Raw genomic sequence first — 26,965 nt, 5'->3', positions numbered from 1 at the left:
CGCAATCGATTATTCGCATACCCTTGCGGTACTTCGTACGGGCTGCCGCGTCGATGATGGTGCTGTTCTTCTCGGTGAGCGGCGTGTGCAGCGATATGAAGTCCGAACGGCGGAAGATCTCCTCGAGCTCCACCTTCTCGACGCCGATCTCGATGGCGCGTTCGGCGCTGAGGAACGGATCGTAGGCGATCACCTTCATCTTGAGGCCGAGCGCACGATCGGCCACGATCGAGCCGATGTTGCCGCAGCCGATCACGCCCAGCGTCTTGTTGAAGAGCTCGACGCCCATGAAGCGGTTCTTCTCCCACTTCCCCGCATGGGTCGAGGCGTTGGCCTCCGGTATCTGGCGGGCGAGCGCCATCATCATCGCCAGCGCATGCTCGGCGGTGGTGATGGCATTGCCGAAGGGCGTGTTCATGACGACGATGCCGCGCTGTGTCGCAGCCGGAATGTCGACGTTGTCGACGCCGATGCCGGCACGCCCGATCACTTTGAGCCGCGACGCGGCGGCGATGAGCTTCGGCGTCACCTTGGTGGCGGAGCGGATGGCGAGCCCATCATAATTCGGGATGGCGGCGAGCAGCGCCTCCTTGTCCTTGCCGAGCTCGGGCAGGTAATCGACGGCGATGCCGCGGTCGCGGAAGATCTGGACGGCGGTTTCGGAGAGCTTGTCGGAAACGAGAACGCGGGGAGTCATGGGTGACGCTCCTGAAGAAGAAGGATGAAAGGATCAGCCGGCCGCCGCCTGGGCAAAGGCCCAGTCGAGCCATGGCATCAGCGCCTCGAGATCGGATGTCTCGACGGTGGCGCCGCACCAGATGCGAAGCCCAGGCGGCGCATCGCGGTAGGAGCCGATGTCGAATGCGGCCCTCTCCGCCTCCAGCAGCTTCACCATCTTCTTCGGCACGCTCTCATCCGCCTTGAGGGTGAGGCATACCGAGGTGTTGGAGCGCGTCTCAGGCAGCTGCGCCAGGTTCGACGCAAAGTCTCGCCCGTCGATCCAGCCCTGCACCACGGCGGCATTGGCGTCTGCCCGCTTGATCAGGCCCCGGAGCCCGCCCACCGACTGCGCCCATTCCAGCGCCAGGATGTAATCCTCGACGCACAGCATCGAAGGCGTGTTGATCGTCTCGCCCTCGAAGATGCCCGCGATCAGCTTGCCGCCGCTGGTGAGACGGAAGATCTTCGGCATGGGCCAGCCCGGCACGTGGCTCTCGAGCCGCGCGACGGCGCGGGGCCCGAGGATCAGCACGCCGTGCGCACCCTCACCCCCCAGCACCTTCTGCCAGGAGAAGGTGACGACATCGAGCTTCTCGAAATCGAGCGCCTGGGCAAATGCCGCGGACGTCGCATCGCAGATGGTGAGACCCCTGCGGTCCGCGTCGATCCATTTGGCATCCGGCACGCGCACGCCCGAGGTGGTGCCATTCCAGGTGAACACCACGTCATGGTCGAAATCGACCGTCGCCAGATCGGGAAGCTCGCCATAGGGCGCGGTGATCCTGCGCGCATCCCTGAGTTTCAGCTGCTTCGTGACGTCCGAGACCCATCCTTCCCCGAAGCTCTCCCAGGCGAGCATGTCCACCGGTCTCGGCCCCAGCAGCGACCACATCGCCATTTCCACCGCCCCCGTGTCCGAGGCCGGAACGATGCCGATGAGGTGCGTGTCGGGCACCTCGAGCACCTCGCGGGTGAGCGCGATGGCGCGCTTCAGCCGCGCCTTGCCCAGGCTCGAACGGTGCGAGCGGCCCAGCGATTCGGTATTGAGGAGGTGGGGAGACCAGCCCGGAATCTTGGCGCAGGGGCCGGAAGAAAAATGCGCGCATGCCGGACGCGCCGCCGGTTTCATCGTCATCTTGTGCTCCATCCTTGCAGATGGACCGGCCCTCGGTGGGGAGGGCTAGCCCACGGCTCCTATCGCGCATTTGGCGCCTGTCCGCAAGTGCACAAATGAAGAGGGCGGCCCCGAAGGCCGCCCTGATCGACGAAATGTCGTGCGTGTCAGAAGCTGTAGCGCAGGCCGATCAGCGCCTGATGATCATGCACGTCTTCCGACAGGATCTGCCGGTAACGATAGCCGACGTCGGCGGTAAGGTTTTCCGTGAGGCTGACGCCCACGCCCGCCATCAGGCCGAAAGCGATGCCGTCCTCGTCCTCGTCGTTCTGCTCCGCCCATCCATAGCCGAGGCCGGCGCCGAGATAGGGCGTCAGCATCTCGCCCGTTGGAATGTCGAAATAGACATTGCCCAGCACCGTGCTGAAGGAGGCGTCGTCATCGCCCAATCCGGCCCAGTCGCCGCGCAGGTCGGCGCGGAGATTGTCGTTGAACTGGTAGCCGAAGCCGCCGCCCAGCACGAACACGCCTTCGTAGTCGTCGCTGTCCTCGCCGAGCCACGACCAGCCCGCATCGCCGCGCAGATACCAGCCGGAGGCCGTCACGACATCGCTCGGCACATAGGCTTCCGCATCGGCAGCCTGAGCGGCACCCGCAGCGCCAGCCAGCAGCGCGAGGCCCAGCAGTGCCTTGGTGATGGTCTTCATGATCCCTTACTCCCTTGCAAACACCTTGATCAGAATGATCATGAAAGTAGAAACGTTCCGTGTTCCAACCCGGGCACGATTGCGGCAGAATCAAGTCTCACCCGCCCTGTTGCCGGAGAGCCACAGGATTCTGTGCCAAAGCGGAATGGGCTGGTTACCTTGCGGACAGCATGATGGACGAAGGGACAGACCTGCCCCGTTTCCCGGGCTGCCCCAGTCGCGTCGGAATGGAAGGGCCGGTCCGCAACTTGCCAAATCAGGCAATGTATCCTCAACATGACGTTTCCCTTTCCCACGATCGAGGACCGCCACCATGAACGGCAAATCACCCGGCAGCGGCGGCGCAACGAGCGGGATTTCCGCCATTGGCGGTCTGCTTCTGGTCAGCACCACGATCCTCGTGCTGGGTGCCCTGTCATGGGGCGAAGTGGTCTTCGCGCCCGCCGCTTTCGCGATCTTCATCGTGATGGTCGTCTGGCCTCTGCAGTCGGCCCTGCAAGAACGCATGCCACGGATGCTGGCGATCCTCATCACCGTGGTCGTGACGCTCGTCTGCGTGGCGGCACTCCTCACCCTCTTCGCCTGGGGCATGAGCGTCGTTGGTCACTGGCTGATCCGCAACGGCGCACGGTTTCAGGCGATCTACCAGGCTGCCACGGAGTGGCTCGAGGGGCACGGCTTCGCCGTCGCGGGCCAGCTCACCGAAACCTTCAACACGGCATGGCTGGTGCGCATGGTGCAGACGATGCTGTCCCGCCTCAACGGCCTTGCGGGCTTCGCGACGCTGGTCTTCGCCTTTGCCGTGCTTGGCCTCCTCGAGGTGGAGCCGCTTGCCCGGCGGCTCACGGCGGCGGGAGGGCGCTTCGGCGGCATCGACATCATGTCGGCGGGGCGCGAAACGGCCGGCCATTACCGGAAGTACATGCTGGTCCGCACCATCGCCAGCGCCCTCACCGGAGCCATCGTGTGGCTCATCGCCCGCCTCGTCGGTCTCGAGCATCCTGCCGCCTGGGCGGCCATCGCTTTCACGCTCAACTACATTCCTTTCCTGGGCCCCCTGGTGGCGACGCTGCTGCCCACGCTCTTCGCCCTCGTGCAATTCGAGTCCTTCGAAATTGCGCTCATCGTTCTGGTCTGCCTCACCGCCGTGCAGTTCGTCATCGGCAGCTACCTCGAGCCGATCCTCACCGGTTCGACGCTGTCGATCTCGCCCTTCGCCGTGATGTTCATGGTGTTCCTGTGGAGCCTGCTCTGGGGATTGACCGGCGCCTTCATCGGCGTGCCGATCCTCGTCGCGGTGCTGACGGTATGCCGCAGGCTGCCTTCGATGAACTGGTTCACCGTGCTGCTGGCCGGCGGCAAGGGCTGAGCCGCAGCGCTCAGCGCGATCTCACCAGTCCCGAGAAGCCCGCGATCGCCAGCAGGCTCAACGCCCATCCCACCATTGCCTGGAAATAGAAGTAGCCCATGGCGAAGCTGCCCCAGGGCCGGGATGGGTCGGGGCGCCAATATTCCTTCTGGCCGATCTCAAGGACGGGAAAGAGCGTGTCGAGGGAATACATCCAGGCATTGAATGCGGGATAGCTCGGCGCCTCCGGCTGGGCGAGGAAGCAGTGGAGCTGCGACTGGCCGGCCGCGGCGCGCCCCGCCGCGGGGCCAGTGGCCAGCATTCTATCCTCCCCCTGCGCCACGGCGCACATCAGCCATTCCGAAGAGCGCAGCACGAAGGGGCTGTTCGGCTTGATCGCCGATTGCGCCTGGGCCCAGGCGAACACCGCCACACCCAGCCCCCAGAACAGCAACAGCCATGCGAAAGAAAGGAGCGGCTTGCGGCCATAGCCCAGGGTCACGCCCAGCAGGCCGTCCTTCACGTGGAGCAGCAGCCGCAGCAACGGGCTCGATGCGCGGGCACGGCGGGCGGCGCGCTGCAGGCGCTCCTTTTCCACCAGCACGCTCCGTGCGTCCTCGTCGTGCCCCATCTCGCGGAACACATGGGCGAGCTGCTCGTAGGGCTGCGGCCAGAAATCCTCGCCCCAGCGCTCCGGCGCCTGGCGTGCAAGCCAGGCGAGGCGGCGGCGCGCATCCATCGGCCCGCCGATCAGCGCGTTGTAGAGGCACCGGTTGAGCAACAGCTCGCCGGGCGCGGGCCAGGAGGCTTCATCATCGTGCAGCGTGTCGATCGATGCCCCGGTAAGGTCGAGTGCGCCCTTGATCTCGGCCCCGCCCCGCATGAAGAACCCGCCACGCACCACCGTGCGGTTGAGGTGCAGCGCTTCTCCATCGGGGTGCGAAAGCCTCGCCCCCGTGATATCGAGATCGCCACCGATGCGGGCGGAGGTCATGCGCGTTTCTCCGGCAATCGCAGCGCCGCGGATTTCCACCGATCGCACCTCGATGCCGTCCGCCACCAGCGCGGCACCTCCGGCACATGCGATCGACACCGCGTCGAGGCTGAGATTGCCGTCCAGCCGGCTGCCGGACAGGTGAATCTCCCCTTGCAGCTCCGCGCTCCTGAGCGAAACCCCGCCGCGCGCTTCCAGCCGCTCTGCTTGCAGGCCGGGAAGCGAGGAGCCGTCGAGGAAGAGATTGTCGATCACCGCGTAGCGCAGCACCGGCACGGCGTCGAAGCGGCAATCCTTGAGGCCGATGTCGCGGGGGATGCGCGAACCCTCGAGATCCAGCACGCCCGAGATCCAGGCGCCGGACACCCGCACGCCCTTCTCGTGTGGACGGTGCAGTTCGTCGCCGCCGAGGATGAGAAAGCGCAGGAACGCCGCCCGGACCTGGCGCGCCGGGTCGTCGGATTCCGGGCGGAGCCCGTCACCGAGACGGTCGAACTCGCCCACTGCAAGGTCGGCCAGGATGCGCTCCTCGGCCGGGGTGAGCGGCCTCAGCGCCTCGAGCGGCGAATGCGTGGCCGTCATGAATTCGTCAGCCCGGCCCCAACGGTATGCCGAACATGTTCCAGACGATCAGAAGCAGCGTCCACAGAACCAGAAGCACCGCGGTGTAGGGCAGCATCAGCGCCACGATGGTGCCGATGCCGGCATCCTTCACGTATTTCTGCGCAAAACCCACCATCACCGCGAGGTAGACGTTGAGCGGGGTGATGACGTTCATCGGACTGTCGCCGACGCGGTAGGCGGCGAGCACCAGGTTCGGGTCGCCGCCGAGCCGCATGAAAAGCGGAATGAAGACGGGCGCCAGGATCGACCACTTGGCGAGCGCGCCCGTCAGGATGATGTCGATCAGCGCTACCACGATGACGAACAGGATGATGTAGCCCGTGGCGCCGATCGGCACGTTCTGCAGGAAGTCGGCCAGGTTCACCGCCATGACGGTGGCGAGGTTCGTCCAGTTGAAGAACGCGATGAAATTGGCGATCACGAACAGGAGGAAGATCATGCCGGCGAGGTTGCTCCACGTCTTGGTGACCAGGCCGATTGCGGCGGTGGCGTTCTTGATCGTCCCCGCGCCGCGGCCGTAGGCATAGCCGATCACGAGAAACAGCAGGCTGATCAGCACGATGAGGGCGCTCATGAAGGGCGAGCCCGACATGATGCCGCCGGTCATCTGGTTGCGCAGGATGCCCCAGGGGATCGGCGGCGCGGTGAGAAGAAGGAGGATAAGCACGAAACCGAGGAATGCCCGCCCGGCATATTTGAGCCCGCGCTGCTCGCTTTCGGAGAGGCCCTGTGCCTCCTCGACCTTCATCTCCGCGCCATAGGGGCCAAGCCGCGGCTCGACGAAGCGCTCGGTGATCACCGTGCAGATGATCGCCATCAGGATGGAGGACACGATCATGAAGAAGAGGTTGCCGACGAGCGTGATCTGAAGGTTCGGGTTCACCGTCCGGATCGCGTCGTTGGTGACCTCGGTCAGCAGCGCGTCCGTCGGTGTCACGAACAGGTTGACGAGGAACACCGCGGCGACGCCCGAGAATCCCGCTGCGAGGCCGGCGAGAGGATGCCGGCCCATGCTGTGGAAGGCGGCGGCGGCGAGAGGCACGAGTACGAGATAGCCCGCGTCCGCCGCGATCGAGGACAGCACGCCCACCATCACGATCATGAAGGTGAAGATCGACCGCGGCGCAATTGCCACCAGCTTGCGCACCAGCGTGGCGATGAGGCCGGACTCCTCCGCGATGCCGACGCCGATCATCGCCACCAGGATCACGCCCACGCCGGTGAAGCCGAGAAAGTTGGCGACCGGGCTCGTCAGCATGAAGCGGATGCCGTCCGCCGACAGCAGGCTTCGCACCGACGTCGTCTGCTGCACGATGTCGCCCACGGCCTCGTCATAGGCGTCGTAGGTGACGGTGGTGACAAGCATGCCGAAGATGGCCGAGAAGGCGACGACGGTGGCGATGAGGATGAAGAAGATGATGGCGGGGTGCGGCACCATGTTGCCGACCCGCTCGACGGTGGCGAGGAAGCCGGTCGCGGCCTTCGGATCATGCTTGGCGCTGTCTGCGGTCTTGCTCATTTCAGAAGCTCCAGACGAAGGGGATGAAGAAGGTTGCCACCACGAAGAACCAGATCATCAGCGGCAGGCCGAGCTTCCAGTAGTCGCCGAAGGCATAGCCGCCCGGTCCCATGACCATGAGGTTCGTTGGCGTGGCGATGGGCGTGAGGAAGGCCGCCGCCGCGGCGACCGCCGTCGACATCAGCACCGGCTCGGGCGACATGCCCAGCACCTTCGCCGATGCGACGCCGATCGGAATGACGATCAGCGCGGTTGCCGTGTTGGAGATGAGCTGGCCGAGCACGGCGGTCAGCACGAACAGCCCGCCGAGCAGAGCATAGGGGCCGAAGCCGCCCACGGCCGAAACGAGATGCTCGGCCATCAGCTGGGCAGCGCCGGTCTTCTCCATCGCGGTCGATAGCGGCATCATCGCCGCCACCATGATGACCGTGGTCCAGTTGATGGCGCGGTAGGCGTTCTCGACGTTCATGATGCCGGAGAGCACAACCGCGCCCGCCGCCAGCATGCCGGCCACGGCGGTGGGCACGATTCCGGTGGCCAGCAGCACGACCATTGCCAGAAGGATCACCACCGCCTGCTTGGCGCCTGGTCCCATCGGCACGGCCTGGCGGCGCACCAGTTCGGGCGAATTGACCACCAGCACGTCGGGGTCGGCGAGCCGCTCGTCCAGTGCCTTCCACGTGCCCTGGAGCAGCAGCGTGTCGCCCGCCTGGAGTTCCGTTTTGCCGCCGTCGACCGTCGTGCCGGCGCGCTGGATCGAGAGGATGATGAGGTCGCCGCTCTCCGTCACCATCCCCGGAAAGGCCGTGGTGCCGATGAGGCCGGAGCGGGGTGGAATGACCACCTCGGCAAGGCCGGAACTCCGGTTGAACAGGGTGTTCCCGCCTTCGCCGACGTCGGCCTCCTCGCGCAGCGCCAGGTGGGCGCCCGCGGCGAGGCGCGCCGCGGCATCGGCATCGCCCTTGAGGATCAGGTAGTCGCCCTCTGCAAGCGTTTCCCGCCGAAGCGGCATGCCCGTCTTGCCGTCCTGAGCGGCGACGAGTTCGAGGCCGTGCTCCGCCCCGAGATCGGCCATGGCGTCGCGGCTCGTGCCGGCCAAGGGCGAGGACGCCTTGACGCGCAGGCGGAAGACTCCGCTCGACAAGCCGTACTGCTCGATCAGCGTCTGGGCGTGGCGACTGAAGTCGGCGGGCATGGAGGCGCCGTTGCGGAAGGGCAGCAGCTTCTCGCCGAACAGCACGATGATCGCCATGGTGCCGATGAGAAGCGGCACGCCGACGAGGGCAAACTCGAAGAAGCTGAAGCCGGCATGGCCGGCATCCCGCGAGGCCTCCGACACCAGCACGTTGACCGGCGAGCCGGTGAGGGCCAGCAGCGAGCCCGCATGGGCGGCGAACACCAGCGGCATGAGCAATTGCGAGGAATTGCGCTTCAGCCGCACCGCGATCACCACCACGACCGGGAGCAGTGCGGCGATGGCGCCGTTGAGGCTGATGATGGCCGTGAGCAGCGCGCCCAGCGACATCATCAGAACCAGCAGCCGGGTGCGGCTGTCTTCGCCTGCCTTCTCGATGAGGAGCTGGCCCGCCCATGCGGTGACGCCGGTCTTCTCGAGCGCCGCCGAAACCACGAAGAGCGTGGCGATGAACATCACTGCCGGATCGCCGTAGCCCGCCAGCGCATCGGGCAGGGAAAGGAGACCGGTCGCCCACAGCGAAAGCCCCACCGCCATCGCCACGACGACGACGGGAAGCCGGTTCGATACGAACAGCACCACCGCGACGGCGATGATCAGGAAAATGATGGTGATGTCGCTCAAGCGCCTCTCCCCCTCGTCGTCGGCGTCCGGCGTGCAACCTGATGCACGTTGATTTAGGAAGACTATTCAGGTTCGCTGTGAAATTGTAAAGACAACGATCCGGGAACAAAGGTCTGGGGTGATCCCGAAAGCCCACCCGTCAGACGCGCAGAGCCGGCCAACCGGCTGAATTTCCTCGTTGTTCTTGGGGAAACGGCAGGAAAACCGTCCGGCAGTGCCTGAGAACGTGAAGGAGAACTATGGCGTGCTGCAACCTGGAGAATGGCGTTGAGCGATAGCGAAGTGATTTTCGCCATCATCGCGGCGGTCGTAAGCCTGTTCGTCTGGGGCCGCCTGCCGGTGATGCTCGTGGCACTCCTGGTGCCGCTGGCGCTGTTCTTCTCCGGCATTCTGCCGCTCGATCAGGTCTTCTCGGGTTTCGGCGATACCGTCATCGTTTTCATCGCCGGCCTGTTCATCGTCGCCGCCGGCCTCGAGGCCTCGGGTGTCACAGCATGGGTCGGGCAATGGCTCTCCCGTGTGGTGGGTTCGAGCCCCATCCGGCTTTCCCTCTTCACGCTGCTGATCGTAGCCCTCCTCAGCCCTCTGATCAGCCAGAGCGGCGCCGTGGCGGCCCTGGTGCCGGTGGTGATCCTGCTGGCCATGCGAATGGGAAAGTCGCCATCGCAGTTCCTCATGCCGCTCGCTTTCGCCTCCGCCGCCGGATCGAAGCTGGCGCTCACCGGCACGGCAAAGAACGTGCTGATTTCCGACGCATCCTCCGATGCGGGCTACGGCAGTTTCGGTTTCTTCGAATTCGCCTGGGTCGGCGTGCCCCTGCTCGCCGGCACCGTGCTGATCGTTGCGCTGTTCGGGCGGCGGCTGCTGCCCGAACGCAAGCCTGCCAACCTGCCCGAGGACTTCGGCCAGCACGCGCGCACGCTGACCGAGCAATATGCCATGGGCGGGAGCGCCCGGCTGTGCTGCGTGCTCGAAGGGTCGCCGCTCCTCGGCAGGTCGCGCGAGGCGATCGCGCCCGGGTCAGGAGTGAGCCTGATCGCCGTAGCGGGCGTGGCGCCCGACAAGGAGGAATCGAGAACCTTTGCCACGGGCGATGTGCTGGTGTTGCGCGGCAGCCCGGAATCCGTCTCCCGCTTCGCCGAGGCGAACCGCCTCGGGGTGATGCCGGAAGCCGAAGGCTCGGTGGCCGACATGCTGTTCAACAGGCACTCCGGCCTTGCCGAAGTGGTGGTCAAGCCACGCTCGAAGCTCATCGGCACGGTGATGGCGCCTGGCACCCTCACCGAGAGCGGGCAGCTCGTCGTGGTGGCCATCCAGCGCAACGGCGAAGACCTTGGCCTCGCGGGCATGGAGGAGGTCGCCGGTTCGGCAGGCATTGCGCTGCAGGCCGGCGATCACCTGCTGCTCCAGGGAACGTGGCGGGCCCTGGACCGTATCGGCCACGATCCAGACGTTCTGGCGGTCGATTCGCCCGATGCGGTGCGCCGCCAGGCGGTGCCGCTCGGCCCGGGCTCCACGATCATGCTGGTGATCCTGGCTGCGATGGTGGTAGTGCTGGCCACCGGCATCCTGCCCGCCTCCGTGGGCGTCTTGCTCGCCGCGATGGCCGTCATCGCATCCGGCATCCTCACCGTGCCTCAGGCCTACCGCGCCATCGACTGGAATACCGTGGTCCTGGTGGGCTCGATGATACCTCTGTCGACAGCGATGTACCGCTCCGGCGTGGCCACGCAGATGGCCGATCTTCTCGTCTCCGCCATCGGGGACTTGGGGCCCACGATGCTGCTCGCGGGTCTGTTCCTCTTCACGGCAATTCTCGGCCAGGTGATCTCGAACACCGCCACCGCCATGATCGTCATCCCCATCGCGGTGGCGGCCGCGGGCGAACTAGGCCTTTCGGCCAAGCCCGTCCTCATGTCGCTGAACGTCGGCGCCTCGGCCGCCTTCCTGACGCCGGTTGCCACCACCTCGAACCTCATCGTCATGGGGCCGGGTGGTTACCGCTTCGGCGATTACTGGAAGCTCGGCCTGGTGCTGATGGCGCTCTACTTCATCATCGCCGTCTTCTGGGTGCCGGTCGTGTGGCGGCTCTGACAGGGGCGGGCCGGCACGCCCAGGGAATCATCCGATCAACAGACCAAAGGAGCAAATGACATGTCATCGACCGCCGATCTCGTGGACGCCAAGGCCGCCGAGGCCCATCTCTTGCGCTTTCTCGCCGTCGACGGCGTCACCGGCGAGGAACAGGCCATCGCCGAGGCCGTGATCGACGAACTTGTGAAGGTGGGCGTGCCGAAAAGCGCCATCCGCTTCGACGACGCCCACAAGCGCATTCCCGTGCCGACCCAGACCGGCAATCTCATCGTCGACCTGCCGGGAACCGCGGAAGGACCTCACCTGCTGTTCTCCACTCATCTCGACACGGTGCCGCTCTGCCGCGGCGCCAAGCCGAAGGTGGAAGGCCGGCGGGTGGTCTCCGACGGGACGACCGCGCTCGGCGGCGACAACCGCACCGGCTGCGGCGTGCTGGTCAGCCTCGCCGAGACGCTGATCAAGCACAAGCTGCCGCATCCGAACATCACGCTGCTCTTCACCGTGCGCGAAGAGAGCGGCCTGCATGGTGCCCGCGAGCTCAACCCGAAGGATCTCGGCGGCGCCGTCATGTGCATCAACGTCGACAGCCAGAAACCGGAGGACATCATCACCGGTGCCGTCGGCCAGGAGAACTGGGAGGTGGAGATCATCGGCCGCGCCTCGCACGCGGGCCTCGCGCCCGACAAGGGCATCTCGGCCACCCTCGTCGGCGCCCTGGGCCTTGCCAATGCGCGGCGTGACGGCTGGTTCGGCAAGATCGAAAAACCCTCCGGCAAGGGCACCTCCAACGTCGGCATCTTCGGCGGCAAGGACGGCAAGCCGGCGGGGGACGCGACCAATGTCGTGACCGACTATGCCTGGATGAGGGGCGAGGCGCGGAGCCCCGAGCTGACCTTCGCCGCGGAGATCGCCGAGGCGTTCAAGAAGGCATTCGAGGAGGCAAGGCAGGCGGTCACGGCGACGGACGGCGCTACGGCGGAAGTGAAGTTCACCCACGTCAAGGCCTATCCGCCGTTCCACCTCGCCGAGGACGCACCGGTGGTGCGCCGCGCCGCCGCGGCGCTCGAGGCGCTGGGCATCAAGCCGAAGCTGATGTTTTCACCGGGCGGCCTCGACGCCAACTGGCTGGACAAGCACGGCATTCCCACCGTCACCATCGGTGCCGGCCAGCGCGAGGTGCACACCGTGAAGGAACATGTGGAACTCGACGAGTACGTCACCGGCTGCAGGATCGCAGTCCTCGCGGCGACGCTGAAAGGCTGACACGGCCACGCCGGGAGGGCGCGCCATGTTCTCCCGGTCATTGCTGCAGGAGAACCGCCAGGGCGAGCATGACGAGGACGAGCAGCGAGGCGGACGTTGCCCACTGGCGCGACGAGGCCTCGAGGCGGATGAGCCGCTCCACGCTCGCCGGCGCGGCCCGATCCAGCATGTCCCAGAGCTTTGCCAACATGTCACTGCGCGTCCGGTCCTCGCCCTGGGCAGGCCCGGCCGCGAGAAGTCCGGCCGCGAGGGCGCCCCAGCCGATCAGCAGACCGGCGGCGACGGGCCAGCCGAGATCGAGGAGGATTCCGGGCTTCAGCGCATAACTCGCTGCAAGCCCTGTGGCATCGCTGAAAAGTAGCCAGGGAAGCAGCATGGCCAGCCCGAAGACGAAGAGCCAGGCCGCCGCGGAGAGGCTGCTTCCCGCCCCAGAGCCGCGGCGGGCCTCGATGGTCCCGATCAGGCGGATGAAGTGGAACATGAGCAGCGCGCTGCCGAAGGCTGCGGCGGTGAACAACAGGCCTGCTGCCCCCTCCCCGATCAGGGGCTTGAGCGCCAGCTTGGCCATCGCGCCGCCCGCCAGCGGCAGGCCGGCAAATCCCATTGCGGCGATCGCCGCCGTCGCCATGATCACAGTGCGCCTCGGCCCGCGATCCACCTCGGCCAGCGCGTCCATGGCGAGGAACAGCCCGCCCTTGGTCAGCACATGGTAGAGGGCATAGAAGGCCACCAGAACCGCGGCGCCCGCATCACCCACAGCAAGGCCCGCCCCCAGCGCGGCCGCCATCTGCCCGAGCTGGCTGATGCTGGAATAGGCCAGTACGCTCCGCGCGTTGGTCTGGAAGAGACCGACGGCAACGCCGTAGAAGGCGGAGACGAGTCCTGCCGCGAGCAGCACCATGCCCCACTGGGGATGGGCCGCATCGAAGGGCAGGAAGCGAATCAAGCCGATGATGCCCGCCTTCGAGGTGGCGCCGCTCAGCGCGGCGGCGGCGAACAGCGGCCCCGCCGCATAGCTGAGCGGCATCCAGCCATGCAGCGGCACGAGGCCGATCTTGAGACCGAAACCGAGGATCAGCAGCGCGATCACCGCGTCCCGGAAGGGCGAGGCCGCGAGAGCCGCCACCCCGTCGCGGATCAGGATGCTCTGGCCCGGCGCGCCCGCGGCGATCAGCACGAAAGCAGCCAGGATCAGCGCTTCGCCGAGGAGTGCCGCCGCGAGGGTCAGCCTGCCGGCGCGCCGCTCCGCGGCGCCACCCGCCCACACGATCATGCCATAGGCGGGAAGGCTGGCCGCGGCATAGAGCAGATAGAAGCCGGCGAGATCCGCCGCGGCGAAGACGCCGAGGCTGCCCCACAGCGTGATAAGCCACCACAGGGCGAAGCGCGGCGTCCCGGCTTCGGTTTTCAGCCATCTCGCGGCGCAGGCACCGGCGGCGGACCAGATCAGCGCCGAGGCGGCGAGCATCATCGCCGCGGGGCGGTCGAGCTCGAAGCTCCAGCCGCCGGGCAAGCGCGCTGCCCAGGGTGCCCCGCCTCCCGCCAGCGCCAGCAGCAGGCCCGGAAGCGGCGCCAGCGCGAGAAGTCTCACGACGTGATTCTGGAACGGCCTCACCGCGAGAAGCAGCGCCATCACCAGCGGCAGGCCGAGCATGAGCGCCAGGAGAAGGCTCATGGCGCTCTGCCTACCTGCAGCAGGGCAGCGGGTTCGAGCGGCAGCAGCCCCAGCGCCACCGGTACCAGTGCAAGTCCGAGCGCCACCGCCTGCTGGCCCATGTTGAGGGGTTTCACGGCCAGCCCCTCAGGCGGCTCCGCCATCATCCGCCCCAGCACGCGGAAGACATAGGCCCCGGCCAGCACGCCGCCGGCAATGATCACGGCCGCCCATATCCAGTGACCCTGCGCCAGTGCCGCCACCAGCAGCATCCACTTGGCGCTGAACCCGCCGCTCGGGGGAATGCCCATGAGCGACAGTCCGCTCACCGCGAAGGTGAGGGCGACGAGCGGCAGCCTCCGCGCAAGCCCGGCGAGAGCGTCGATCCTGTCATGGCCCAAGGCCTCGGCCACGAGGCCCGCCGCCATGAACATCGCGGCCTTGGCGAAGGCATGCGCCACGACCTGCATCCAGCCACCGGTCCATGCCGTGCCGGAGAGCCATGCTTCACCGGGGGCAGAGGGCACCAGCGTGAAGATGAAAAACATGTAGCCGATCTGCGCCACGGTGGAATAGGCGACCAGCAGCTTGAGGCGCACCTGGCGGAGCGCGCTGACACTTCCGAGGATCACAGCCGCAGCACCGAGCCCTGCCAGAAGCTGCATGGCTGCAGGCTCGCGAAGGGCCGGAAAGGCGTCGAACCACAGTCGAGCAAGCAGGAACAGGCTGCCTTTCACCACCAGCGCGGAGAGCACCGCACTTGCCGCAGGGGGTGCTCCGGCATGGGCGGGAGGAAGCCAGAGATGGAAGGGAAACAGCGCCGTCTTTGCGAGAAGGCCCGCCGTAGCAAGGCCCGCCGCCAGCAGCGTCACCGCTTCCGGCTTCGCGCGCGCCGCCAGCGCCGCGATGTCGAGCGTGCCATGCGCGCCGTAGATCAGCACGACGCCGAGCAGGTAGAGCATCGAACCGAACACCGCGAACAGCAGGTAGCGAAGCGCCGCCCTGATCGTCTCCGCGCTGCCCTTGAGGCTGACGAGCGGGATTGCGGCGAAGGTCAGCAGTTCGAGGCCGACGTAGAGGTTGAAGAGGTCGGCGCTGGTGAAGAGCAGGTTCAGCGCCGAGCCGATGGCCAGCAGCGCGGAGAAGAAAACCAGCGAGGAGCGTCTCTCCTTCTCGCCCGCCCGTGGACCGTAATCGCGCCAGGCGAAAGCCGCGGCCGCGGCGGAGACGAGGCCGGCGGTGAGCAGCATGATGGCGGAGATGCCGTCCGCCCTCAGGGTGATGCCGAGCGGCGGCACCCAGCCGCCCACCACATAGACGATGGGCTGGCCTGTGTCCCCCACCAGGAAGAGGATGCCGAGCGCGATGACAATCTGAGCCGCAAGCGCGAGGGCGACGGCCAGCGCAGCGACACGGCCTCCGAGCACGAAGAGCGCCAGTATCGCCACCGCCGGCAGCATGATGCCGAGAACCAGCAGAAACCCGCCGGCGGTTGCGCCCTCCGCGGCCATGGAGGCGAACGGCATCATTCCTCGTTGCCCTCGGCGGGCGGATCGGGATCCTCGAGGCTTGCGCTCCCTTCCTCGGCGTGCAGCCGCATGAGAAGCGCAATGGCGATGGCGGTGGCGGAGAAGGCGACGACGATGGCGGTGATGACGAGCGCCTGCGGCACGGGATCGCCGCCGAGGCCCGCGCCGGCACCCCGCCGCGCGATGGCGCCGAAGAGCAGGAAGATGCCGGAGCCGAGGAGATTGAGGCCCAGCAGCTTCTGCAGCAGATGCGGATTGGCGAGCAGGCCATAGACCCCGAGGCCGGTGAGAACGGAGCCCGCCATCCAGTAAAGGTCCACGCCGCTCATTGCGCGCCGGGCCTCTGCGGCGGACCGGCGGCGAGCAGGCCGAGGATGACCGCGATCGACAGAGTCAGCGCCAGTTCCATGACGACGATCAGCGGCTTGGCATAACCTTCGGGATAGGCGAGGAACAGGCCGGGCCACAGGAAACCGGCGAACCCGATCAGGAGAAACACGGCGGGACCTGCGGCGACCGCGAGACGCACCGCGGTGGCGCCGACGGGCGGGAACCTAGCAAGGCCCGCGACGATGATCAGGATCCACATGGCCGCGAGCACCGTCCCGCCCTGGAAGGCCCCGCCCGGCACGTCGGCGCCCGCCCATGTCATGTAGATTCCGAAGACGAGGCCGAGCGGCGGCAGGGTGCGGGCCAGCAGCGGCAGCACGCTACCGGGCTGTGCAAGCACCTTGAGGCCGGGAATGCCACCCCAGGCCTCATCCTTCGCCAGAGACCAGACGCCGAGCAGCGCCAGCAGCAGCACAATCTTTTCCAGCAGCGTATCGAAGGCGCGAAAGACGAAGAGAACGCCGGCCACCGGGTTGCCGAGCCCGCTCTCCGGCAGCGCGCGCATGGCATCGCCGGCGAGCGACACGGGTTCCTCCGGCAGAAGGAAGGACATGGCCCCGAGGCTCATGGCCACGGCAACGGAGAGAAGCGCGGCCACCCCCCGGCTGGAAAGGCTCGGCAAGCGGAGGGCGCTGGGGTCGCTGCCAAGCTTCCCGGCCGCGCCGATCAGCAGCATGCCGGTGACGCCGCTGCCGATCGCCGCCTCCGTCAATGCGACATCGACGGCGCCGAGCCGCACCCAGGCGAGAGACAGGAGGACGCCGTAGGTGATGAACACGATCACCGCCGTCATCATCTGGCGCGCCATGATGCTCCACGCCCCGGCGGCCAGCACCAGCGCGGCGAGCAGGCCGTCGAAGACGAGTTCCGTCATGGCGGATCACTGTCCCGCACCGCGGCGGCGATGAGCTGCGTGACGATGGCGCCCGAAAGCTGCACCAGGAGCCACGCGCAGACGAGCTTCATCGCCAGCAACACCCCTCCCTGCGGCACGAGCCCGGCAACGATCATGCCGAGGCCGAGATTGTCGACCTTCGTCAGCGCGTGAAGCCGGCTCAGCTGGTCGGGAAAGCGCAACAGCCCGGCCGTTCCGGCCATGAAGAGAATGGCCCCCGCGACGACCATGAGAGCGGTGAAGACGTCAAGCATCGCGCCCTGCCCCCCAGTTCACGAATGCGACGGAGGCGAAGACCGCGAGAACGGCGAGCATCAGCGCCACGTCGGCGATGGCTGGAAGCCCCGCTGCCGCCGAGAGCAGCAGCAGCACCGCCACGCCGCCCGAACCGATGAGCTGTGCCGCCATCAGCCGGTCGGCCGTGCCGGGCCCGCGCAGCACGCGCAGAAGGCCCAGCGCGATCATCACCAGGATGAAGGCCGCGGCGGAGAAATAGAGCGTGCTCATGAACGCGCCTCGCGGGAGAAGGCTTCGCGGAATCTCTCCTCCTCTTCGGCGAGCTGGACGGCGACGGGCTGGGCCTCGTCGAGGCAGTGGACGGCAAGTCCGCCCCGGCCGTCGCCGCCCGAAGGAAGCGTGCCGGGCAGCAGGCTGGCGAAGGTGGTGAAGGCCTGCCGCCGTGTCCCCTCCGCAAAAGACGTGCGGTAGCCGATGAGCCCGGGGCGAAGCGGCATGGCGGGGCTCAGCGCAATGCGGGCCACCGCCACGCCCGCGGCGATGCTCTGCCCGAGAAAGCGCAGGAACAGCAGCAAGGCCCTGGCAGGCTTCAGCGAGAGTTCACCGGGCGCGAGAAGCTTCAGGCTCGCCCAGCTGGCCAGCGCCGATGCGGCGGCACCCGCGGCCATGTCCTTGGCATCCATCCCGGCGAGCACGATCCAGAACAGCATGTAGAATGCCCAGCGCAGCAGGAAGGCCCATGTCGCGGACCGGGGCATTCAGGCCTATTCCGCCGCGGGTGCCGGTTTCGCGGCCGGCGCGCCGCCCTTGTAGCCCTCCCGCCACCCGAACCAGGTGACATAGAGCGTCGGAAGGAAGATCAGCGTCAGGATGGTGGCGACGAGCAGCCCGCCCATGATGGCGAAGGCCATCGGGCCCCAGAACACCGTGAAGGCGATCGGGATCATGCCGAGCACGGTGGAGATGGCGGTGAGTATGATGGGGCGGAAACGGGCCGTGCTGGCATCGATCGCCGCCTGCACCACGTCCTTGCCCTGAGCCCGCTCGGCATCGATCTGGCCCAGCAGTATCACGGCGTTCTTGGTGATCATGCCGAGCAATGCGAGGATGCCGAGGATGGCGACGAAGCCGAGCGGCCTGCCCGAAAGGAGCAGTGCCCCGACGACGCCGATCAGCCCGAGAGGCCCCACGCTCAGCACGATCAGCAGCCGCTGGAAGCTCTTGAGCTGGAACATCAGCACGGTGAGCATGATGAAGATCATCACGGGAACCACCGCCAGCACCGAAGCCTGCGACTTGGCACTCTCCTCAACCGTTCCGCCGACCGTGATGGCATAGCCGGGCGGCAGCGTGGCCGAGAGCGCCGCGACGGGCTCGTTCAGCGCGCTCACGACCTGGTCGGGAAGAATGCCCGGGCTGATGTCCGACTGAACCGTCAGGTTCGCCACGCGGTCGCGCCGCCAGACGAGCGGGTATTCCTGCTCGTGGTCGAAGCGCGCGAACTGGGCGAGCGGCACGGTGCGCCCGCCGGGCAGCGGCACCTGGAGGGTGCGCAGGCTGTTGATCGAGAGGCGCTGTTCCTCCGTGCCGCGTGCCACCACGTTGACGAGGTAGATGTCGTCGCGGATCTGCGTCACCGGAACGCCCGAGACGACGGTCTGCAGAAGCTGCGCGAGAGACTGCGAGCTGATGCCGAGCCGGCGCGCCTCATCCTGGTCGACGCGGATGCGCAGCTGGCGCGCGGGCTCGAGCCAGTCGAAGTTGACATGTTCCGTGTGCGGATTGGCTGACACCACCGCGGCGAGCTTCAGGGCGATCTCGCGCACCTCGGAAACGTCCGGTCCGCTGACGCGGTATTGCACCGGCCAGCCGACGGGGGGCCCGAGTTCGAGCGGAGAGACGCGGCTCACGGCGTTGGGGAATTGCTCGGCGAGCGCCGCCTCGAGCTTCGCCTGCAGCCTCTCGCGCGCCTCCACGTCCTTCGCCACGACAACCGCCTGGCTGAAGAAGCTGTTGGGCAGCTGGACGTTGAGCGGCAGGTAGAAGCGGATGGCGCCGCGGCCGACATTGGTGCTCCAGCGCTCGACGTCGGGATCGTCCTTCAGAAGCGCGTCGAAGCGCTCGGCCGCCGCCTCGCTCGCGTGGATCGAGGCATTCTGCGGAAGGGTGATGTCGACGAGAAGCTCCGGCCGGTCCGAGGAGGGAAAGAACTGCCGCGGGATGAGCGGCATCGCCAGGAGCGATGCCACGAAGAGCCCGGCCGTGATGGCGATCGTCAGGAACTTGAACCTGATGGCGAAGGACAGGAAACCGCGATAGGAGCGCATCACGAAGCCCGGCTCGCCCGTGCCCGCCGCCGGCGGCTTCAGGATCGCGATGCCGAGGAGCGGCGCGAACACCACCGCCACGAACCACGAGACGAGGAGGGCGATCGAGACGACGGCGAAGAGCGAGAACGTATACTCCCCGGCCGAGCTCGCGGCGAAGCCAACGGGCACGAAGCCCGCCATGGTCACGAAGGTGCCAGCCAGCATGGCATAGGCGTAGGTGCGGTAGGCGAAGGTCGCGGCGGACACCTTGTCATCGCCCTGGCCCAGCCGGCTCAGCATGGCGTCCGTCGTCGTCATCGCGTCGTCGACCAGCAGGGCGAGCGCGATGATGAGGGCGCCCAGCGAGATGCGCTGCATGTCGATCCCGGCGAGATCCATCGCCACGAAGACGATGGCGAGCGTCAGCGGAATGGCCATGGCGATGACGAGGCCGGGCCTGACGCCGAGGCTGATGAAGCTCACCACCAGGATGATGCCCACCGCCTGCCAGAGCGAGGACATGAACTCCGAGATGGCGCTTTCCACCGTCACCGCCTGGTCGGCCACCAGGATGGGTTCGATGCCGAGCGGCAGCTCCGCCTTGGCGCTCTCGACCGCGGCGGTCACGTTCTTGCCCAGCGTCAGGATGTCGCCGCCGTCACGCATGGCGATGGCAAGCCCGATGGCGGGCGTGCCGTTGACGCGGAACATCGGCTGCGGCGGATCGGAATAGCCGCGCCGCACCGCGGCGATGTCGGTGAGCCGCAGCATGCGGCCGCCCACCGCGAAATTCACGTTGGCGACGTCCTGCTCGCTTTCGAAGGAACCCGAGACCCGGAGCGAGATCGACTCCTCGTCGGTTTCGATGAGGCCTGCCGGGCGCACCGCGTTCTGGGCCTGGAGGGCCGCGAGCAGCGCCACCCGGTCGAGCCCCAGTTCGGCGAGCTTCTTCATCGAGAACTCGATGAAGATCTGCTCGTCCTGGACGCCGAGCAGCTCGATCTTGGAGACGTCGGGAACGCTCAGCAGCCTGGAGCGGAGCGTTTCCACGTGGTCGCGCAGCTCGCGATGGCTGAAGCCGTCCGCCGTCACGCCGTAGATGATGCCGAAGGTGTCGCCGAACTCGTCGTTGAAGCCCGGGCCTATGACGCCAGCGGGCAAGGTGTGGCGCATGTCGCCGATGCTTTTCCGCACGTGGTACCAGGTGTCCGCCACCTGCTGGGCATTGGTCTTGCCGTCGAGGTTGACGAAGACCGTGGAAACGCCCGCACGGGTGAAGCTGCGCAGGAAGTCGAGATGCGGGGTTTCCTGCAGGGTGCGCTCCAGGCGCTCGGTCACCTGCTTCATGGTTTCTTCCATGGTGGCGCCAGGCCATGCCGCCTGCACCACCATGGTCTTGATGATGAAGGTCGGGTCTTCGCTGCGCCCCAGCCGGTAGAAGGAGGAAAGCCCCGCCAGCACCGCGATGATCATCAGGTAGACGGTGATCGAGCGGTGCTTCAGCGCCCATTCGGAGAGGTTGAAGCCGCTCACCCTGGACTCGCTCATGGCTGGCTTCCGATCAGCCTGACCTTCTGGCCTTCGTGGAGCGCCTGGACCCCGGCCGTCACCACGATGTCGCCCGTCTCGAGCCCGCCGGAAACCGCAACGAGATACTCGCCATGGCGGTCGATCTCGATCGGCCGCAGCGAAACCGTGAAGGCCGCGGGATCGACAACCCACACGGCGGGTTGCCGGTTGCTCCGCGTCAGCGCGGCAGCCGGAATCTCGATCACCGGCGCCTCGGCCGTCTGCATCGTGCCGTTCACCGTGGCGCCGAGGCGCATCGCCTCGGGCGGGGTCTCGAGGCTGACCTTCACCTCGAAGGTGCGCGTCACGGGGTCGGCCTGGGGCGCCACTTCGCGCACCCGGCCGCGCACCGTGACGGAGGGATCATCGGCAAGCGACACAGTGATCTCGGGGTTTGCCGGAGCCGAACGGATCACCTGGGCCGGAACGTCGAACACGGCGTCGCGGCCGTCCTGCCGCGCGACGCGCACGATCATCTGCCCGGCCTGCACGACCTCGCCCGCCGCAGGCCCCACGGCGGTATAGACACCGTCCTGGTCGGCGCGGAGTTCGGTGAATCCAAGCAGGTCTTCCGCCGCATTGAGCCGCGCCTGCGCCGCCTCGACCTGGGAGGCGGCGGTCCTCAAGCCCTTTTCGGCCAGTTCGTAGGCGGCGCGCGTCGCCCAGCCCTGGCGGAACAGCGTGCTCTGGCGCTCGTAGTGGCCGCGGGCCTGGTTGTACTGGGCCTCGGCGGCGGCAAGTGCCGCCGAATCGGCGCGCAACTGGTTTTCCTCGTTCTGGGATTCGAGCCGCGCCACGAGGTCGCCGCTCGCAACGCGCGCGCCCAGCTTGCCGTTGTTCTCGAGCACCCGGCCGGAGATGCGGAATGCCAGCGGCACCTCGTCCTCCGCCTCGATGCGGCCGGTCAGGGTAAGAACCTCGGCAGCCTGCCGCTTCTCGATCACGACGCTGCGCACCTGGCGCGCTGCAGGAGATGACGTTTCGTCCTCCTGCTCGCAGGCCGCCACAAGTGGCAACAGCAGCAAGACTGCGGCGAACTGAACCCAACTGCGACTCGCGTGATGCATGTGCCTGCCCCTCGATTGACCCATCCTAGGGAACGCAACCCGCGCGTCACAAGGGGTTTTTGACCGCAGCTTCCCTCCCTTGAGTTTAAACTATGATTTCACTGAGGAATTTTCCGGTTCTCCCAGGTGCCCCGCAAGCTCGGTCCGCAACTTCCTGCTTACGGCAGTTGCAAAACCGGCGTGTTGCACGCAACATCCGCCTGCGACGCACCTGTTCCGGCACCGCCGCGGGCGTTTCGCCAAGGAACCAACTCCAGGAGGATCCCATGGCTTCACCTCATCGACCTGCGCCGGTTCGCCAGTCCCGGCGCAGCCTGCTGCGCAACATCTTGTCTCTCGCAATGGCACCGGCCGTCCTGACGGCAATGAATGCCTCGCCTGCAGCGGCGGCGTCGGGACGAATCGAGTTCCGTGTCGTCAGGGGCGGCTTCATTCTCGGATTCGGCAGCGGCACCGGGTCCCTCTTCTTCAGGGGGGACCGCTACAACTTGAAGATCGGCGGCGTGAGCCTGGGCGCCACGATCGGATTGGCGTCCGCCGATTTCGTCGGCCGCGTTCGCAACCTGCGCCGCGCCAGCGACATCGAAGGAACCTACAGGGCCGTTGGTGCCGGCCTGGCGGCTGCCGGCGGCGGAGCTGTCGCCCGGTTGCGGAATTCGCGCGGCGTGGAGCTCGAGGTGTCCGGCAAGCAGATCGGTTTCATGGCTTCGGTGGACCTGAGCGGCCTCCGCGTCCGGATCGCCCGCTAGAGTGGAGTGACCTGTGGAACGGCGACGGCTCCCGAGCCGTCTCCATGCCGTCATTCCGGCCTTTGCCGAGGTGACGGGAAGAAGAGAAGCGAGGGTGAGTTCGCCTAACATTATTACGCTCTAGTTCCCTCTCGGCACTGTCCGGGGTGAAGCCCCCGGAACTTTGGCCAAGTCCGGGCAGAGGTTGTTTGCCATAGTTACATATTGCAGTTGTTGCATTTATTGCAGGAGAGCTAGCCTGGCCAGTATCCGAAGGAGACCGTTCCCGCAGTGTCTGCACAGCCGGCTGCAACGAATCTAGCAACGAGCCGACCCTGTTGGGGGAAAGGTCCTATCCCGGAGACCATGCCAGCCTCGGCGAGATTCATCGCCTCGCCGAGCACTACCGCTCTGCCGCCGCCCATCTGCTGAAGCTCGGCCAGGCCGGAGACCCGCTCTCTCGTGCGCCTTTCCGTCTCTGTGCCATCCACGCCATCGAACTCTATCTCAATGCGCTTCTGCTGCATCTGGGACATGATCCGGCCAGCATCAGGGGTTTGCAGCACGATCTGAAAACGCGCGCGGATCTTGCGGTTCAGAGAGGGTTGCAACTGCGGAAACGCACCGAAACACATCTGAAGGAGATGGTCGACACCCGCGAATATCTCGTTACCCGCTACGGCCCCGAGAAGACGACACAGCTGCCTCAGATCAATCGCCTTGAGGCAACGCTCGGCGAGATCGCCAACAAGGTTTCGCAGATGATTGGCCCGAGAGCCTGACTTTCGAGGCTATGCGCCCTAGGCCGCCGCCTTCGCGATGACGCCGCAGAGTTCGTCCACGATGTTGCGCACCAGGCTTTCGTCGTCGCCCTCCGCCATCACGCGGATCACCGGTTCGGTGCCCGAAGGCCGGATCACCAGCCGGCCGGAATTGCCGAGGCGGGCTTCCGCCGCAGCGATGCTCTGGAGCACGATCGAGTCCTGCAGCGGTGCGCCATCCCTGAACTTCACGTTCTTCAGCACCTGCGGCAGCGGCGTGAACAGGTTGCACACCTCGCTCACCGGCTTGTTGCGCCGCTTCACTTCCGCGAGCACCTGCAGTGCCGCGAGAAGCCCGTCGCCCGTCGTCGAGAAATCCGCCAGCACGATGTGGCCGGACTGCTCGCCCCCCACGTTGTGGCCGTGGGCGCGCATGTGCTCCACCACGTAGCGGTCGCCAACCTTGGTGCGCGCCAGGCTCAGCTTGTGCTCGCCCAGGAAGCGCTCGAGCCCGAGGTTGGACATGATGGTGGCGACGAGCCCTCCACCCTTCAGTTCACCGCGCTTCGCCCAGGAAGTGGCGATCAGCGCCATGAGCTGGTCGCCGTCCACGACATGCCCCTTGTCGTCGGCGATGATCACGCGGTCGGCGTCGCCGTCGAGCGCGATGCCGATGTCGGCGCGCACCTCCCGCACCTTGGCGCACATGGCCTCCGGGTGGGTCGAGCCGCACTCCTCGTTGATGTTGGTGCCGTTGGGCTCGTGCCCGATCTGGATCACCTCGGCGCCGAGTTCCCAGAGGGCGGTGGGCGCAACCTTGTAGGCCGCGCCGTTAGCGGTGTCGATGACGATCCGGAGACCGTCGAGCGTCATGTCCTTCGGGAAGGTGCGCTTGGCGAACTCGATGTAGCGCGCCTGCGCATCCTCGATGCGCTTGGCGCGGCCGATCTTGTCGGGGCCCGCCATCTCCATGAGCGAGGCATCCGACAGCATGGCCTCGATCGTCTCTTCCTGCCCGTCCGAAAGCTTGAAGCCGTCCGGCCCGAAGATCTTGATGCCGTTGTCCGCATACGGATTATGCGACGCGGAGATCATGATGCCGAGGTCGGCACGCATGGATCGTGTCAGCATCGAGACGGCGGGCGTGGGCACCGGGCCGAACAGGAACACGTCCATGCCCGCGGCGAGAAGCCCCGAGGTCAGCGCGTTCTCGATCATGTAGCCCGAGAGCCGCGTGTCCTTGCCGATCACCACGCGGTGGCGGTCGCTGCCGCGGCGGTAGAGATTGCCTGCCGCCATGCCGATCCTGAGCACCATCTCTGCGGTCATCGCGCCGCTGTTGGCGCGGCCCCTGACGCCGTCGGTCCCGAAATACTTCCTCGCCATGCGAACTCCCCTGCTCAGAGCCCGGTCTTGTCCGGGTCTGCCGCAGCACCCGCCACCGCGAGCGCCTCGACCGTTGCCTTCACATCATGGACGCGCAGGATGTGCGCACCGTTAAGCGCCGACCATAGCGCACCCGCGAGCGAGCCGTGAACGCGCTGTGCCGCCACTTTCTCGCCGGTGAGCGCGCCGATGAAACCCTTGCGCGAAAGACCCATCAGCAGCGGAACGCCGAGGCCGTGGAACAGCGTGAACTGCCGCAGCAGGTCGAGATTGTGCCGGAAGCTCTTGCCGAAGCCGATGCCGGGATCGACGATGATCCGCTCCCGCGCGATCCCCGCCGCGGCGCAGGCCTCGATCCGCACCTCGAGCCAGTCATAGACGTCGAGCGCCACGTCCTGGTAGCTGGGGTTCAACTGCATCGTCTTGGGATCGCCCTGCGCATGCATCAGCACCACCGGGCATGAGGCTTCCGCCATCGCCGCCATGGCAAGCGGGTCGTGGCTGAGCGCCGCCACGTCGTTCACCATGCGCGCGCCGGCAGCGAGTGCGGCGCGCATGACGGAGGCCTTGCGCGTGTCGACGGAGACCGCAAGCCCCTCGCCTGCCAGCGCCTCGATCACCGGGATGACGCGGTCGAGTTCCAGCGCCTCCGGCACGCCCTCGGAGCCGGGCCGCGTCGACTCCCCGCCGATGTCCAGAATGTCCGCCCCTTCCTTCGCCAGCCTGAGGCCGCGCGCGATGGCATTGCCGGTTTCGGCGGCGAGGCCGCCGTCCGAGAAGCTGTCGGGTGTGACGTTCACGATCCCCATCACGAGCGGCCGGTCAGCCGGAATGAAGTCCGGAAGTACCGTGCCCCGCGGCAGCGGCCGCGCTGCCTCGAAGCGGCGGGTGATCGCCGCTCCGTCTCGCTCGATCACCTCGGTGAGCGTATGGGTGATTGTCGAAAGGCCGCCGAGCGATGCTCCGCGGCCTTCCTGGATGATCTGCCTGGCATCGGGCCCGTGGACGATCCCGGCCGGCCGGTAATAGGTCCTGCCCATCAGGCCGAGGGCTGGGGTTCCATGCCGCCGGCGCCGCCCGCCTTGGGCTGGCCGGTCGAGGGCACCGAGGCGGAAGTCCGCGCGGCCTTCTTGCCCTGCTCGCCGTCATCGCGCCGCGGCGGCGTGCCGTTCAGCAGGTTCTTGATCTCGTCGCCCGAAAGGGTCTCGTATTCGAGAAGCCCCTGGGCCAGCGCCACGAGCTCGTGGTTCTTCTCGGTCAGGATCCGGCGCGCTGTCGAAAGCCCCTCGGAAACGAGGCGCTTCACTTCCTGGTCGATCTTCTGCGCGGTCTCTTCCGAGATGTTCTGCGTGCGCGACACGGAGTGGCCGAGGAACACCTCTTCCTGGTTCTCGCCATAGGCCACCGTGCCGAGCTCGTCGGAATAGCCCCAGCGCGTCACCATGGCACGCGCCAGGCGCGTCGCCTGCTCGATGTCGGACTGGGCGCCCGAGGTCACGTTCTCCTTGCCGAAGGTCAGTTCCTCGGCAATGCGCCCGCCCATCATGATGGCCAGCCGCGAGGTCATCTGCGTGTAGCTCATGGAGAGGCGGTCGCCCTCCGGAAGCTGCATCACCATGCCGAGCGCCCGTCCGCGCGGAATGATGGTGGCCTTGTGCACCGGGTCTGCCTTGGGCACGTTGAGCGCCACCAGCGCGTGGCCTGCCTCGTGATAGGCGGTGAGCCGCTTCTCGTCCTCGGACATGGCCATGGAGCGGCGCTCCGCACCCATCATCACCTTGTCCTTGGCCTCCTCGAACTCGGACTGCGTCACGATGCGCTTGTTGCGCCGCGCGGCGAGCAGTGCCGCCTCGTTCACGAGATTGGCGAGGTCGGCGCCGGAAAATCCCGGCGTGCCGCGCGCGATGGTCTTGGCGTCGACGTCGGGCGCCAGCGGAACGTTCCGCATGTGGACCTTGAGGATCTTCTCGCGGCCCTGCACGTCCGGGTTCGGCACCACGATCTGCCGGTCGAAGCGGCCGGGGCGGAGGAGAGCCGGGTCGAGCACGTCCGGCCGGTTGGTGGCGGCGATCAGGATCACGCCCTCGTTCGCCTCGAAGCCGTCCATCTCGACGAGCAGCTGGTTCAGCGTCTGCTCGCGCTCGTCGTTGCCGCCGCCGAGGCCCGCACCGCGGTGCCGGCCGACGGCGTCGATCTCGTCGATGAAGATGATGCAGGGCGCGTTCTTCTTGGCCTGCT

General features: G+C 67.0%; 23 protein-coding genes. 5 read left to right on the top strand and 18 right to left on the bottom strand.

The window, feature by feature from the left end:
* The 3 genes from ACK4HL_RS18235 to ACK4HL_RS18225 all read right to left on the bottom strand — a co-directional run.
* On the bottom strand, positions 1 to 697 hold a 697-nt coding region (locus tag ACK4HL_RS18235), incomplete at its 3' end, for a hydroxyacid dehydrogenase (protein ID WP_409763457.1).
* A 33-nt stretch (positions 698 to 730) separates the two neighbouring features.
* Positions 731 to 1,855, bottom strand: a complete 1,125-nt coding sequence (locus tag ACK4HL_RS18230; RefSeq protein WP_409763454.1) for a phosphoserine transaminase — start codon at positions 1,853 to 1,855, stop codon at positions 731 to 733.
* Between the two features lie 146 nt (positions 1,856 to 2,001).
* Positions 2,002 to 2,541 (bottom strand): outer membrane protein, encoded by a 540-nt coding sequence (locus tag ACK4HL_RS18225; RefSeq protein WP_409763451.1) that lies wholly within the window; start codon positions 2,539 to 2,541, stop codon positions 2,002 to 2,004.
* Between the two features lie 313 nt (positions 2,542 to 2,854).
* On the opposite strand from ACK4HL_RS18225, the gene ACK4HL_RS18220 reads away from it, so the two are divergent.
* The gene (locus tag ACK4HL_RS18220; protein ID WP_409763448.1) at positions 2,855 to 3,910 is read left to right on the top strand and encodes an AI-2E family transporter; all 1,056 of its coding nucleotides are present in this window, start codon (positions 2,855 to 2,857) and stop codon (positions 3,908 to 3,910) included.
* 10 nt (positions 3,911 to 3,920) lie between these two features.
* Here ACK4HL_RS18220 and ACK4HL_RS18215 read toward each other — a convergent pair whose 3' ends face one another.
* Genes ACK4HL_RS18215 through ACK4HL_RS18205 form a run of 3 tightly spaced genes read right to left on the bottom strand, consistent with a single transcriptional unit; the run spans position 3,921 to position 8,845 of the window.
* Positions 3,921 to 5,465: a hypothetical protein gene (locus ACK4HL_RS18215; RefSeq protein WP_409763445.1), complete on the bottom strand. Its 1,545-nt coding sequence runs from the start codon at positions 5,463 to 5,465 to the stop codon at positions 3,921 to 3,923.
* Positions 5,466 to 5,472: 7 nt separating this feature from the next.
* A complete protein-coding gene (locus tag ACK4HL_RS18210; protein ID WP_409763442.1) occupies positions 5,473 to 7,026 on the bottom strand; it encodes an AbgT family transporter in 1,554 nt (517 codons plus the stop codon).
* A gap of 1 nt (position 7,027) precedes the next feature.
* Positions 7,028 to 8,845: an SLC13 family permease gene (locus ACK4HL_RS18205; protein ID WP_409763439.1), complete on the bottom strand. Its 1,818-nt coding sequence runs from the start codon at positions 8,843 to 8,845 to the stop codon at positions 7,028 to 7,030.
* A 267-nt stretch (positions 8,846 to 9,112) separates the two neighbouring features.
* Between ACK4HL_RS18205 and ACK4HL_RS18200 the strand changes: the two genes are divergently transcribed.
* Positions 9,113 to 10,939, top strand: coding sequence for an SLC13 family permease (locus ACK4HL_RS18200; RefSeq protein ID WP_409763436.1), 1,827 nt, complete (start codon positions 9,113 to 9,115; stop codon positions 10,937 to 10,939).
* 60 nt (positions 10,940 to 10,999) lie between these two features.
* Complete coding sequence (locus ACK4HL_RS18195; protein WP_409763433.1) at positions 11,000 to 12,202, top strand: M20/M25/M40 family metallo-hydrolase; 1,203 nt, start codon at positions 11,000 to 11,002, stop codon at positions 12,200 to 12,202.
* 37 nt (positions 12,203 to 12,239) lie between these two features.
* Here the strand turns inward: ACK4HL_RS18195 and ACK4HL_RS18190 are convergent, their stop codons facing one another.
* Genes ACK4HL_RS18190 through ACK4HL_RS18150 form a run of 9 tightly spaced genes read right to left on the bottom strand, consistent with a single transcriptional unit; the run spans position 12,240 to position 21,852 of the window.
* Entirely contained in the window at positions 12,240 to 13,877 is a 1,638-nt protein-coding gene (locus ACK4HL_RS18190; RefSeq protein ID WP_409763430.1) for a proton-conducting transporter membrane subunit, read from the bottom strand.
* Positions 13,874 to 15,385, bottom strand: coding sequence for a complex I subunit 5 family protein (locus ACK4HL_RS18185; RefSeq protein ID WP_409763427.1), 1,512 nt, complete (start codon positions 15,383 to 15,385; stop codon positions 13,874 to 13,876). Before ACK4HL_RS18185 ends, ACK4HL_RS18190 begins: the two co-directional genes overlap by 4 nt.
* The gene (locus tag ACK4HL_RS18180; RefSeq protein ID WP_409763424.1) at positions 15,382 to 15,714 is read right to left on the bottom strand and encodes an NADH-quinone oxidoreductase subunit K; all 333 of its coding nucleotides are present in this window, start codon (positions 15,712 to 15,714) and stop codon (positions 15,382 to 15,384) included. The genes ACK4HL_RS18185 and ACK4HL_RS18180 overlap by 4 nt, the downstream gene beginning before the upstream one ends.
* Positions 15,711 to 16,649 carry a hydrogenase subunit MbhD domain-containing protein gene (locus tag ACK4HL_RS18175; RefSeq protein WP_409763421.1) on the bottom strand — a complete coding sequence of 313 codons (939 nt, stop codon included), beginning with the start codon at positions 16,647 to 16,649 and terminating at the stop codon, positions 15,711 to 15,713. The genes ACK4HL_RS18180 and ACK4HL_RS18175 overlap by 4 nt, the downstream gene beginning before the upstream one ends.
* Positions 16,646 to 16,924, bottom strand: a complete 279-nt coding sequence (locus tag ACK4HL_RS18170; RefSeq protein WP_409763418.1) for a cation:proton antiporter — start codon at positions 16,922 to 16,924, stop codon at positions 16,646 to 16,648. The genes ACK4HL_RS18175 and ACK4HL_RS18170 overlap by 4 nt, the downstream gene beginning before the upstream one ends.
* Positions 16,917 to 17,177 (bottom strand): monovalent cation/H+ antiporter complex subunit F, encoded by a 261-nt coding sequence (locus ACK4HL_RS18165; RefSeq protein ID WP_409763415.1) that lies wholly within the window; start codon positions 17,175 to 17,177, stop codon positions 16,917 to 16,919. The genes ACK4HL_RS18170 and ACK4HL_RS18165 overlap by 8 nt, the downstream gene beginning before the upstream one ends.
* Positions 17,174 to 17,665: a Na+/H+ antiporter subunit E gene (locus tag ACK4HL_RS18160; RefSeq protein WP_409763412.1), complete on the bottom strand. Its 492-nt coding sequence runs from the start codon at positions 17,663 to 17,665 to the stop codon at positions 17,174 to 17,176. The genes ACK4HL_RS18165 and ACK4HL_RS18160 overlap by 4 nt, the downstream gene beginning before the upstream one ends.
* 6 nt (positions 17,666 to 17,671) lie before the next feature.
* Positions 17,672 to 20,764 (bottom strand): efflux RND transporter permease subunit, encoded by a 3,093-nt coding sequence (locus ACK4HL_RS18155; RefSeq protein WP_409763409.1) that lies wholly within the window; start codon positions 20,762 to 20,764, stop codon positions 17,672 to 17,674.
* On the bottom strand, positions 20,761 to 21,852 hold the full coding sequence (locus tag ACK4HL_RS18150) for an efflux RND transporter periplasmic adaptor subunit (RefSeq protein WP_409763406.1): 1,092 nt from the start codon (positions 21,850 to 21,852) through the stop codon (positions 20,761 to 20,763). The genes ACK4HL_RS18155 and ACK4HL_RS18150 overlap by 4 nt, the downstream gene beginning before the upstream one ends.
* A gap of 341 nt (positions 21,853 to 22,193) precedes the next feature.
* Here ACK4HL_RS18150 and ACK4HL_RS18145 point away from each other — a divergent pair, with 341 nt between their 5' ends.
* Together ACK4HL_RS18145 and ACK4HL_RS18140 are read left to right on the top strand one after the other, a co-directional pair.
* Positions 22,194 to 22,601, top strand: a complete 408-nt coding sequence (locus ACK4HL_RS18145; protein ID WP_409763403.1) for a hypothetical protein — start codon at positions 22,194 to 22,196, stop codon at positions 22,599 to 22,601.
* A 317-nt stretch (positions 22,602 to 22,918) separates the two neighbouring features.
* A complete protein-coding gene (locus ACK4HL_RS18140) occupies positions 22,919 to 23,362 on the top strand; it encodes a hypothetical protein (RefSeq protein WP_409763400.1) in 444 nt (147 codons plus the stop codon).
* Between the two features lie 18 nt (positions 23,363 to 23,380).
* On the opposite strand, the gene glmM is transcribed toward ACK4HL_RS18140, so the two are convergent.
* From glmM to ACK4HL_RS18125, 3 genes are all read right to left on the bottom strand, one after another.
* Entirely contained in the window at positions 23,381 to 24,727 is a 1,347-nt protein-coding gene (glmM, locus tag ACK4HL_RS18135) for a phosphoglucosamine mutase (protein WP_409763396.1), read from the bottom strand.
* A gap of 14 nt (positions 24,728 to 24,741) precedes the next feature.
* Positions 24,742 to 25,767 (bottom strand): dihydropteroate synthase, encoded by a 1,026-nt coding sequence (folP, locus tag ACK4HL_RS18130; protein WP_409763393.1) that lies wholly within the window; start codon positions 25,765 to 25,767, stop codon positions 24,742 to 24,744.
* The coding region (locus tag ACK4HL_RS18125; RefSeq protein ID WP_409763390.1) for an ATP-dependent metallopeptidase FtsH/Yme1/Tma family protein at positions 25,767 to 26,965 on the bottom strand (1,199 nt) is incomplete at its 5' end. The genes ACK4HL_RS18125 and folP, both read right to left, overlap by 1 nt.

This window comes from Aestuariivirga sp. (assembly GCF_046294715.1).
Taxonomy (GTDB): domain Bacteria; phylum Pseudomonadota; class Alphaproteobacteria; order Rhizobiales; family Aestuariivirgaceae; genus Aestuariivirga.
The sequence above is the reverse complement of the archived record's forward strand: the minus strand, read 5'-3'. Positions and strand labels throughout refer to the sequence as shown.